This is a genomic window from Gelidibacter algens, from assembly GCF_001678675.1.
GTDB lineage: Bacteria > Bacteroidota > Bacteroidia > Flavobacteriales > Flavobacteriaceae > Gelidibacter > Gelidibacter algens.
In genome coordinates this window covers 139,619-151,096 of sequence record NZ_LZRN01000008.1, presented here as the reverse complement: position 1 = coordinate 151,096, position 11,478 = coordinate 139,619, and the positions used below count along the sequence as shown (strand labels likewise).

The following is an 11,478-nucleotide window of genomic DNA, read 5'->3' as shown; positions in this document are numbered from 1 at the left end:
GTCATCTAGAAAGGTTTTTTTTTTTTACTAAAAAGCTATCACCTCCATTCCGATAAACGAGTTCACCCATCTTTTATAATGTTAAATGTTTCTAAATCCTCTAAAAAATCCAAAAAAAAAACCTATCTTTAAAATAGTATTGGGGTGCTTAATTAGTTAGCTGAGATTATACCCATTGAACTTGCTGGATAATGCCAGTAAAAGGAATACAATAGGCAAAGGGAACAAACGATTTTAAAGTTGTTGTTCCCTTTGTTATTTTCTTTTCTTAAGGTTTTTGAAGTCCTTTTAATATCAAGATTCCTATCCTAGAAATTATAAAGACAAAGCATCCAAATAGTATGGTAAGAAAAGACACTTTTAAACCTCCTGCTATCATTGTTGAGTTCACAGAATCATTGAATCCTTCAATCGCATCAAAGGCTTCAATCATTCCTAATATGGAACCGAAAAAGCCCAATACCAAACCTAATAGACTAACATCTGCAATTAACCGCGTCATTTTTTTTGAATGCGCTGGGTCTTTTTTGAGATTTCTAAACCCTATAACCATAAAAACCAAGGACAGGATTAGACATGTTAAAATAAGCGTCATCATAAAGGGTCCGCCTTCATTAAACCTATCTACAAATGGATTGATCATTAAAAATGAATTCTGAAATACTAATTTTAAAAACATAAGAATTGAGTGTTAAATTAAACATGGCACAAACATAGGTCGCATTTATAACGAAATTATTAAAATGAGACAGATAACCAATTGAGGTCCTTAAATAACGATTCTGCCAAAACAGGCGCTAAAGCTGTCATTCATCTACAATTTTAAATTTAGCATTAAAATTATAGTACTATTGTATATAATTACTTTGGATGTTCAACAAAAAAAACTTTATAAAAATATCAATAAGAGTTATACTTCATGTCCTTTTTTGGTGTGGCGTTCTTCTGTTTTTTATGTACTTTTTTGGTTTTGATAGCAATGATTTTAACTTTATCCTGTCGTTTTCATCGTTTTTAATGCCAATAACAATGGCTACCACTTACCTCTCCATTTATAAGCTGATTCCAGAGTACCTGATTAAAAAGAGATACTTTTTGTTTGGTCTTTATAGTCTCTATACGGTGATCGTGTCGGGGTATTTAATCGTCGTTTCTGTATTTTATGGGCTGATATATTTGTCAAATTTTCAGTATAGAAATATGCCACCAATTAGCAGAAATCTCTTTTTTGTAATGATCGCTGTATATATGGTCACTTTGGTTGTTAGCGCATTCAAATTATTAAAGCTGAATTTGAAGCAATCTGAACAAAAAAAGAAATTGGAAACCAAGATCCTGGCAACTCAATTACAGCTGAAAGAACAGGAGCTCAATTATTTGAAAATGCAAATCCACCCACATTTCTTATTCAACACGCTAAACACCATTTATGGGTTTTCTTTAAAAAAGGCGGATGAAACCCCTGAAATGATTTTAAAACTATCTAATCTACTGGATTATTTACTCTATCAAGCTGATAAACCTTTTGTACTTTTAACAGAAGAAATCCAACATATAAAAGATTACATTGCACTTGAACACCTGCGCTTTAATAATACCCTCAATGTCGTTTTCAACCACATCAATACTTCGGAGTCAGATAAAATTGCACCTATGTTACTCATTCCGTTTGTTGAAAATAGTTTTAAACATGGAAGTTTGACTAATGGCGTATTACATATTTCAATTGATTTGACCAGTGCCTTAGATAAAATCACCTTTTCGATCGAAAACACAAGTTCTGCAAACGATACCGGTTCAAAAGGCATAGGATTGGAAAACATCAAAAAACGATTGGATTTATTATATAATAATAACTACGATTTAAATATTCAACATACCAAGGGGATATTCAAGGTCCATCTAGAATTAAACCACAACTAATTGCAACGCACCAAAAACATATCATGCATTATTGTAGATGACGAGATCATTGCTAGAGAAATTATAGCCACCCATCTGTCAAAAATCAATAACATTACCATTGTTGCCAGTTGTAGTAAGACTATGGATGCGTTTGATGTCATCAATAACAACAAAATAGATTTGGTCTTTCTTGACATTAATATGCCTGAAGTATCAGGAATTTCTTTTGCCAAATCTATTAACAGAGATATCAAGATCATTTTTACAACAGCGTATCGGGATTATGCTGTTGAAGGTTTCGAGTTGCAGGCAGTAGACTATTTACTAAAGCCCATTTCCTTTGAGCGCCTCCTCAAAGCTGTAAACACTTATTTTGAAGTTTATTCAAAACCACAAACTAACCCACCATTACGTTCAGATGTTACGACGTTTATGTTTGTACGATCAGAGCGACGCATGATAAAAATTGATTTTCACTCCATTGTATATATAGAAAGTTACAGCGACTATTTAAAAATTCATCTCGCCAATGACACTATCGTTACGAGAGAGACCATTACCGCGATAGAAGCAAAATTACCCAGAAACCAATTTATCAGAATTCATAGATCGTTCATTGTTGCAACGGCAAATATTAGCGCTTTTACTAATGAACACGTCGTTGTGAACGACAAAGCTTTAACTATAAGCAGAAGTTATAAGAAAGATGTTTTAAGGCAACTTGAACACTATTAAGTTCTTATATTTTTCATTTCGTCTAAAAAAGCGTCCTGATATCGTTCAAATGGTGTCGGTTAGAACCAAATCTTGTATTTTTAAGTTGAAATGATTAAACACCTTTTGTTTTAATTTAACCTACATTCTTTCAATTGACAGACATCTTACATCATATTGTCCCCAAGTTAGAACCCTTTGATTATTCGTTGCACCATGATACGCAATTTATCAATCAAGAATGGGTGCTGATCAATGGTATAGAAGATGCTAAGGCGATGTACCTGTTCAAACCGAACAATGAATTGTTCATTTCTGAAAATGATCATGTGACCAAGACCCGATGGAGCTTTATAAATTCCAACTTTCTCTCTATTACTACAGAAGACGGGATTGTTCTCATCAAAGCATTTTACAAAGACAAAGACACCTTGGTCTTAAATCAGAAAGCGTCCGAGGACTATGCGTTCTTTATCAATAGTAGCGATTACGACATCACAATAAATACAAAAGAGGACATTCAAAAGTATCTCAAAGAAAAATACCTCAAAAAAGCAACAGAGCTAATTTCAGATCATCAGTTTTATTATATTCAACGTTTTAAGGAATATGGTCCTTACACCATGAAAGAGCTTGTTGAGAAGGTGAAAACGAATGCGATAAACGCTTACTGTTTAGTGAGAGATGTCAATGAGTCCGATTATAGCAAAAAACTTCGCATTAAGGATATCCTTCAAGAACTTTAAATAAAAAAGGCAAACGATATTCGCCTGCCTTTTTCTTTACTTAATTTTATAAATTTCTTCTATTAGATGTGTAACGCTCTGTCCCCGGTAGCTGCCAAAGCAGCTTCCTTAGTTGCTTCAGCAAATGTTGGATGTGCATGAGACATACGTGAGATATCTTCTGCGGAAGCTCTAAACTCCATGGCCACTACCACTTCAGCAATCATATCTGCTGCACGGGCACCAATCATATGAACTCCAAGAACTTCATCAGTCTCCTTGTCTGCTAGAATTTTTACAAAGCCATCCAAATCCATACTCGCTCTACTTCTACCTAGGGCGCGCATTGGGAACTGGCCTGTTTTGTACGCAACGCCTGCATCCTTTAATTCCTCTTCTGTCTTACCAACGGAAGCAACTTCTGGCCATGTATAAACCACTCCAGGAATCAAATTATAATCAATATGTGGTTTTTGTCCAGCTATAATTTCTGCAACAAATGAACCTTCTTCAGATGCTTTATGAGCTAACATGGCACCTTTAACAACATCCCCAAGAGCATAAATATTCTTAACGTTGGTTTGCAAATGTTCATTCACTTCAATTTGACCTCTATCAGTCAGTTTTACTCCTGCAGCTTCAGCATTCAATCCATCGGTATAAGGACGACGACCAACCGATACCAAACAATAGTCTCCCTTAAATTCAACTTCCTCACCTTTTTTGTTATCGGCTTTAACAATGACCTCATCACCTTTGCGTTCCACAGATTTTACTTTGTGCGACACGTTAATGTTGAATTTGGCTTTTTTGAAAACTTTGTTCAACTCTTTTGATAATCCAGCATCCATGCTTGGGATAATGCGATCCATATATTCAATAACGGTCACTTCAGCACCTAATCTTCCATATACCTGACCAAGCTCCAAACCAATGACACCACCACCAATAACGATAAGATGTTTTGGGATTTCTTTAAGTTTTAAGGCTTCGGTTGACGTGATAACGCGCTCTTTATCCAAAGTGATGAATGGCAAGTTGGCCGGTTTACTTCCTGTGGCGATGATTATGTTTTTCGCTTCAATTTCTTCAGTTTTTTCACCTGTAACCGTAATGTGAGTTGCATCTTTAAAAGCACCCAACCCTTGATAAACGTCAATTTTGTTTTTCTTCATCAAGAAATCAATACCACCAGTTGTTTGATCAACAACGGCTTGCTTGCGTGCAATCATCTGTTTTAAGTTCACCTTGATATCTCCAGGGATATCAATGCCATGTTCTTCAAAATGCTTAACGGCATCTTCATAATGATGTGAAGAATCTAGAAGCGCTTTGCTGGGAATACAGCCCACATTGAGGCAAGTACCACCAAGTGTTGCATATTTTTCAATAATTGCAGTTTTCATGCCTAATTGTGCGCAACGAATTGCCGCTACATATCCTCCAGGACCAGAGCCAATTATGGCTACATCATATGAATTCATAAAATTGTTTTTTGATGTTTGTTAAATTCGATTACAAAAATACGATTTTGATTTGCGTTTCACGAATTACAACCTAGGATTTTAAAAAACTTTGATCTCCAATTCTAAGTTGAAATCTTACCCCGGAAAACCTAGCATGTGCCCCATGCCTACCGTAAATAACCAACAGCCATAGATAGCATGTTCAATGGATACGAGAAGTGTTGATTTGGTTTTGTCATAAGTTAGTGCGAAAAGAATACCCCCCAAAAAGGTAATCAATAAAACCAAAGGGTTTCTATAAAAAATGTGCGCTAGAGAAAATACCGTGGCGTTGATAAACACAAAAAGTGACCTGCTGGTAAATAAGGAAGCGTACCGTTGAAAATATAAGGTGCGAAAAATCAATTCCTGCGGATACACTGAAAACATGGCATACGCAAATAACATAATCACCCAAAGTTTGGGTTGTTGATAGAGCACATGAAATAATTCTGCTTTGGCTGTCAACAGCATATAACCAATTGTCAAACATGCAATGACCAGAAATTTGACAAAAACAGCTCTCCAAAATGACATCCATCGGATATTTGGAGCTAATTTAAATTGGTTCCCTTCCACTTTGACCAGAACATAAATGACATAAATAAAACCAGAGATAGCAAGACATGCTTTAATCAAAAAGGGATAATGTAGCGCAAAACTCACTGGCAAGATTATAAAAATCAAGAAGAATTCTGTGAGTTTGTAAGTGACCGATTGCATGAACCTACATGTTTATGGCAGTGGTATGTTTGACTTCATTGATGACAAACATGCTATGTGTACTACCGATATGGTTGATAGATGTTAGTTTGTTGACCATAAATTCCCTAAAAGCTTCCATATCAGAAACAATTACCTTTAAGAGATAGTCATAATCACCACTAATATGGTAACATTCCATCACTTCTGCAAGATTAGCGACCTCTTTTTCAAATTTAATAACGTAATCCTGTGTATGTTGCACCAATTTAATATGGCAAAAGGCCACAAAATTCTTGTTAATCTTTTCCTTCTGTATTAAAGCGACATAATTTGAAATAACACCTTCCTTCTCCAGTTTCTTTATACGTTCATAAACAGCGGTAACGGATAGGTTTAATTTGCTGGAAAGTTCCTTATTTGTCTGCTTGCTGTTAACTTGGAGCAGTTTTAAAAGTTTTTTATCGATGGGATCAAAATTCATAGGAGAAAATTTTTCTGATGAAACAAATTTAAAAGACTAAATATAGAATAGATATCTGTAAAATTAATAAAACATAGATTTATAATCTAACTTAAAGCACATCTATTGATATATCGTCTAAAAAATAAGACATTTGAACATATATAAACTCATTCACAATTACAGTTATGGCATTTAAACCAGCAAATAATATACAGGATTTACAATACTTTGGAGAATTTGGAGGCGTCAACCCTTCCATTTCTGATTCCTCCACCTACACCTTTCTTTCTGCAAAGACTATGTTCGACACTTTTGAGGGAAATGCTGATGGTTGCTATTTGTATTCACGCCACTCTACACCTTCCAACCTCTATTTAGGAAAAGCTTTGGCCGCTATGGAAGGTACTGAAACTGCGAATGTAACAGCATCTGGAATGGGTGCTATTACAGCCGTTTTGATGCAACTTTGTGGCGCGGGAGACCATATAGTATCAAGCCGGACCATCTATGGCGGCACATACGCCTTTCTTAAAAACTTTACCCCACGCTTTAATATAGAGACATCGTTTGTGGATATCACCAAATTAGAAGCCGTTGAAGCAGCCATTACACCAAAGACCAAAGTACTGTACTGTGAATCTGTAAGTAACCCATTATTGGAAGTTGCCGACATTGAAGCACTCTCAAAATTGGCAAAAAAACACAATCTGAAACTGGTGGTTGACAACACGTTCTCACCCTTGTCTATTTCCCCTGCACAATTGGGTGCGGATATTGTGATCCATAGTTTAACAAAATTTATCAATGGTTCTAGTGACACCGTTGGTGGGGTCATCTGTGGGACTCAGGAATTTATTGACGATCTACGAAATGTCAACGACGGCGCCTGTATGCTATTAGGCTCAACGATGGACAGTTTAAGGGCTGCATCCATTTTGAAGAACCTGCGCACGCTACACATCAGGATGCAACAACACAGTTTGAATGCCACGTATTTGGCAGACAGATTCGAAAAAGACGGTTTAAAAACGGTCTATCCAGGGCTTGCTTCACATCCATCGCATGACTTGTTCAAATCAATGATGAATGAAAAATACGGGTTTGGAGGCATGTTAACCATTGACGTTGGTTCTCTGGACAAAGCCAATGCGTTAATGGAACTGATGCAAAAACAAAACTTAGGCTATCTTGCGGTAAGTCTAGGGTTTTACAAAACTTTATTTTCTGCACCTGGAAGTTCAACGTCTTCTGAAATCCCGGAAGAAGAACAAAAAGAAATGGGCTTGAGTGATGGCCTCATTCGTTTTTCTATTGGATTGGACGCCGATATTGAAAGAACTTATGACATGATGAAATCCTGTATGAAGGCGCTTAACATTTTAAAATAAGTCCTTTAAAGTTACCAATAATAAAGTACCAAATTCCAATTAGGTCTTTTTTCAATTGCTGAAATTCGTTTCAAATATATCTCAAGTTTCACTGCAGTCTATCAAAATAAATAATGGGTTGAGCGCTTAAAACCAAACTTTTAAGCACTCTGTTCCCATATGTGCTACTCCATAATAAAGGCCATAAAAAAACAAGTGTATTTTCATTTATGGCATGGGTTTCTTAAAAATGACAATACACGTCAGAGAACACCACTACCCTCAAACTAAATACACCTTTTCAGCAAAAACCCAATCCCATTCACGCATGGCCTTAATTTGATTTGCATAGGTTTGTCTAAAATCGTAACATTACGTATTAGAATAAAAATCAAACCAACTAACGCCCTTCTTAATGGAAAGCCAAGACATTAAACCAAGAGTACCTCAGGATGAACATATTGTTGAAAATAAAGAACTGAATATTTGGGAAGCACTAATTCCTGTGTTTGCTCTGGTAGCTATGCTTGCTTATAATGTATACGTTTATGGAGGCGACGCCTTAGAAGGATCCAATCAGTTTATATTGTTATTGGGAGGTGCTGTTGCTGCTATTGTAGGTGTTTTCAATAAAGTTTCCTTTGATCAGATGATCGAAGAAGTTTCAGAAAATATAAAATCTACCGGTGGTGCCATCTTGATCCTTCTTATGGTAGGTGCGCTTGCGGGTACTTGGCTCATTAGCGGTATTATACCAACGATGATTTACTACGGACTTCAAATATTGAATCCTACAATCTTTTTAGCGGCATGTGTCATTATCTGCGCCATTATTTCCGTAGCAACAGGGAGCAGCTGGACCACATCTGCAACCGTTGGGATTGCGCTTGTCGGTATTGCGGATGCATTAGGCATCTCACTAGGGATGACCGCTGGTGCGATTCTCTCAGGAGCATATTTTGGAGATAAAATTTCGCCAATGAGCGATACCACCAATCTAGCCCCAGCCATGGCTGGAACAGACTTGTTTACGCACATCAGATACATGCTTTACACCACAGTACCAACTTTAATTGTCACCCTGACCGTTTTCATCATTATTGGTTTAAATATAGACACTACAGGGGCAGCTAACACTGACGGTATCATAAAAGCTGTGGATGAAGCAATTAATGTGAGCCCATGGTTATTTGTAGTGCCAGTTCTTGTGATTGTTTTGATCGTTAAGAAAACACCCCCGCTTGTGGCGCTTTTAATAGGCACTTTGTTAGCCGCTGCGGCTGCACTCATTTTTCAACCTCATATTGTAGCATCCATAGGAGGCGGAACCTCCTTAACATTTAGTACAGCTTACAAAGGACTCATGGATGCTATAACGGTGGACACCTCAATACCTACTGATAATGAAGCCTTAAAAGGTCTTTTCTCATCCGGGGGAATGTCGAGCATGTTGGGTACAGTATGGTTGATTCTTTGCGCTATGGTATTTGGTGGCATCATGGATGCCATTGGCGCTTTGTCTGCAATCAGTAAAGCACTTTTAAAATTGTTCCACACAACTTTCGGACTTTTTGCGAGTACCGTGGCCAGCTGTTTGGCTTTGAATTTAACTGCCAGCGACCAATATCTCGCCATTGTAGTTCCTGGAAAAATGTATGCGCAAGCTTATAAAGATAAAGGTCTGGCTCCTGAAAACCTTTCTAGAACCTTGGAAGATAGTGGAACCGTGACCTCGGTGTTAGTGCCATGGAATACATGTGGCGCCTATCATAGTGGTGTGTTGGGAGTGGACACGATGCATTATGCCGGTTATGCTATTTTTAATTGGTTGAGCCCTTTTATGACCCTATTGTTCGCCGGATTTAGAATAAAAATCCGCCAGCTCGCTACTCCTAAATCAGAAGTTGTTAAGCAATAATAAGGTTAACGAAAAGTTGCATTCCGCTACTTTTTGTAAATCAATAGGTGTATTGTGCCCCACTTGGATCATTGATTAAACTTATGCTAATATAATTTTATATAATAAATTTCTATAGTTATACGCGGAGGATAGAGCTAGTTTTGCAGTAGAAATAAATATTAATCTTAAAATTAAATAATATGGCATTTGTAGGAAAAAAATTTCCAAACTTAAACGTTAACGCAATGAATGAAATGGGCGACACTTTTAGCCTTAACGTTCTTGAAGAAGCAACAAAAAACAACAAAAAAGTAGTTCTGTTTTGGTACCCAAAAGATTTCACTTTTGTATGTCCAACAGAGTTGCACGCCTTTCAACAAGCTTTACCAGAATTCGAAAAACGTAACACGATCGTTATTGGCGCGTCTTGCGACACTGCAGAAGTTCATTTTGCATGGTTAAATACTGAAAAAGATAACGGTGGAATTCAAGGTGTAACCTACCCAATATTGGCCGATTCTAACAGAAACTTGGCCTCAACATTAGGCATTTTGGATATTACAAACGAAACCTATAATGAAGAAACTGGTATTGTAACTGTTGACGGTGATAACGTAACTTATAGAGCTACCTATATCATTGATGAAGAAGGAACAGTGGTTCATGAAGGTATCAACCATATGCCATTAGGTAGAAACGTTAAGGAGTATCTTCGTTTAATTGATGCTTACACACATGTTCAAGAAAAAGGAGAAGTTTGTCCTGCAAACTGGGAAGAAGGCCAAGATGCAATGCAAGCTAATGCTAAGGGTACTGCTGAGTATTTGAAAGCACACTTAAACTAAGAGTTTAGAAAAACATATTTTAAACACCAAATTCCGAAGTAGTCCATAAAACTAATTTGGAATTTGGATTTTATAAATTAGACAATTAGAATTATGGTAAAGGAATTAGAACAAGACAATTTAGGACAATTGATATCAGACACTGATACTGTAGTTGTCCAATATTCTGCTAGTTGGTGTGGTAATTGTAGAATTATGAAACCAAAATTTAAAAAATTAGCAACAGAAAATGAAAACATGACTTTTGTCATGGCCGATGCTGAAAAATTTCCAGAATCAAGAAAATTAGCCACCGTAGATAACTTACCTACTTTTGCGATTTTTAAAAATGGAGCTTTTGTAAATCAAGTACAGACCAACAAATTTGAAGTTTTAAAAGATTTAGTAAATGAAGTTACCAGTAATTAAACACCTCACTCAATTTATTGAGGAGAATGATGAAGATTTTGTAGTTGAAACCATTGTTACATTGGAAAATCTGACTGAAGTCCCTTCTTTGAAGGATGAAGAACTAGATGTTATTGGAGAATTAATCTCCAACATGTATGGTGCATTAGAAGTTCATAAAATGGTTAAAGACGGTACTCCCAAAAAAGAGGCACTAAATACTTTTATGTCCCGTGTACTGGGGTCAATAGATAAATAACAATATAGTTTTAAAACAGAAAAGTGCTTCGGCACTTTTTTTTTGTTTTAAACTTTGAAATTTATATCTATATTCATCCCCTATAATCTAAAAACCTACTTATAATGAAAAAAACATTTACAATTTTATCTTTATTTTTTTGCTTGAGCCTTTGTTCTACAGCTAACGCACAAGAAGCTTTCATCGGAGAAATAAGAATGTTCGGAGGGACTTATGCACCAGTAGGCTGGGCAAAATGTGATGGACAATTATTACAAATCTCACAAAACTCAGCTCTATTTTCGATACTGGGCACGATATATGGCGGTGATGGCCATACAACTTTTGCTCTACCAGACCTGAGAGGTCGCGTACCAATGCATAATGGTACAGGTCCAGGTTTACCTGCTTACGAAATAGGTGAAAAAGGAGGAAGTGCAACCACTAATCTAACGGTGGCTAATTTACCCTCTCACAATCATCAAGTTAATGGCGTTGTTGAAGAAGGAAATAGTGATTCTCCTACAAATAATTATCCTGCAAATACTAAGTTGCTAGATAAAGAGTACGCCTCAAATGGCACAGCAACAGCCATGAATGCTGGAATGATAGGGAGCACGGGCAGCAATGAACCCATAAATAATATGCAACCTTTTCAAACTGTTACATATATCATTGCAATACAAGGCATATATCCATCTAGACAATAATTAAAACCCCAAAG

General features: G+C 36.5%; 13 protein-coding genes and 1 riboswitch. Of the genes, 9 read left to right on the top strand and 4 right to left on the bottom strand.

Going from position 1 to position 11,478, the window contains the following annotated elements; all coding sequences use genetic code 11:
- Positions 1-130 precede the first annotated feature (130 nt).
- Positions 131-223: riboswitch (TPP riboswitch) on the top strand.
- Positions 224-268: 45 nt separating this feature from the next.
- The gene (locus A9996_RS05945; RefSeq protein WP_066432193.1) at positions 269-679 is read right to left on the bottom strand and encodes a MotA/TolQ/ExbB proton channel family protein; all 411 of its coding nucleotides are present in this window, start codon (positions 677-679) and stop codon (positions 269-271) included.
- 191 nt (positions 680-870) lie between these two features.
- Between A9996_RS05945 and A9996_RS05940 the strand changes: the two genes are divergently transcribed.
- From A9996_RS05940 to A9996_RS05930, 3 genes are all read left to right on the top strand, one after another.
- On the top strand, positions 871-1,923 hold the full coding sequence (locus A9996_RS05940; RefSeq protein WP_066432192.1) for a sensor histidine kinase: 1,053 nt from the start codon (positions 871-873) through the stop codon (positions 1,921-1,923).
- A complete protein-coding gene (locus tag A9996_RS05935; protein ID WP_245905290.1) occupies positions 1,924-2,640 on the top strand; it encodes a LytR/AlgR family response regulator transcription factor in 717 nt (238 codons plus the stop codon). It begins immediately after the preceding gene.
- A 134-nt stretch (positions 2,641-2,774) separates the two neighbouring features.
- Positions 2,775-3,365, top strand: a complete 591-nt coding sequence (locus A9996_RS05930; RefSeq protein ID WP_066432190.1) for a hypothetical protein — start codon at positions 2,775-2,777, stop codon at positions 3,363-3,365.
- Positions 3,366-3,427: 62 nt separating this feature from the next.
- Here the strand turns inward: A9996_RS05930 and lpdA are convergent, their stop codons facing one another.
- The 3 genes from lpdA to A9996_RS05915 form a co-directional block, all read right to left on the bottom strand.
- Positions 3,428-4,828, bottom strand: coding sequence for a dihydrolipoyl dehydrogenase (gene lpdA / locus A9996_RS05925; RefSeq protein ID WP_066432188.1), 1,401 nt, complete (start codon positions 4,826-4,828; stop codon positions 3,428-3,430).
- A gap of 117 nt (positions 4,829-4,945) precedes the next feature.
- Positions 4,946-5,572 (bottom strand): CPBP family intramembrane glutamic endopeptidase, encoded by a 627-nt coding sequence (locus tag A9996_RS05920; RefSeq protein ID WP_066432186.1) that lies wholly within the window; start codon positions 5,570-5,572, stop codon positions 4,946-4,948.
- 4 nt (positions 5,573-5,576) lie between these two features.
- A complete protein-coding gene (locus A9996_RS05915) occupies positions 5,577-6,035 on the bottom strand; it encodes an Lrp/AsnC family transcriptional regulator (RefSeq protein WP_066432184.1) in 459 nt (152 codons plus the stop codon).
- Positions 6,036-6,202: 167 nt separating this feature from the next.
- Here A9996_RS05915 and A9996_RS05910 point away from each other — a divergent pair, with 167 nt between their 5' ends.
- From A9996_RS05910 to A9996_RS05885, 6 genes are all read left to right on the top strand, one after another.
- The gene (locus tag A9996_RS05910; RefSeq protein ID WP_066432179.1) at positions 6,203-7,405 is read left to right on the top strand and encodes an aminotransferase class I/II-fold pyridoxal phosphate-dependent enzyme; all 1,203 of its coding nucleotides are present in this window, start codon (positions 6,203-6,205) and stop codon (positions 7,403-7,405) included.
- Positions 7,406-7,799: 394 nt separating this feature from the next.
- Positions 7,800-9,302, top strand: coding sequence for a Na+/H+ antiporter NhaC (nhaC, locus tag A9996_RS05905; RefSeq protein WP_066432178.1), 1,503 nt, complete (start codon positions 7,800-7,802; stop codon positions 9,300-9,302).
- Between the two features lie 182 nt (positions 9,303-9,484).
- Positions 9,485-10,129 (top strand): peroxiredoxin, encoded by a 645-nt coding sequence (locus A9996_RS05900; RefSeq protein WP_066432177.1) that lies wholly within the window; start codon positions 9,485-9,487, stop codon positions 10,127-10,129.
- A gap of 93 nt (positions 10,130-10,222) precedes the next feature.
- A complete protein-coding gene (locus tag A9996_RS05895) occupies positions 10,223-10,537 on the top strand; it encodes a thioredoxin family protein (RefSeq protein WP_066432176.1) in 315 nt (104 codons plus the stop codon).
- Positions 10,518-10,775: a DUF6952 family protein gene (locus A9996_RS05890; RefSeq protein ID WP_066432174.1), complete on the top strand. Its 258-nt coding sequence runs from the start codon at positions 10,518-10,520 to the stop codon at positions 10,773-10,775. Before A9996_RS05895 ends, A9996_RS05890 begins: the two co-directional genes overlap by 20 nt.
- Positions 10,776-10,879: 104 nt before the next feature.
- A complete protein-coding gene (locus A9996_RS05885) occupies positions 10,880-11,464 on the top strand; it encodes a phage tail protein (RefSeq protein WP_245905291.1) in 585 nt (194 codons plus the stop codon).
- Positions 11,465-11,478: the final 14 nt, after the last annotated feature.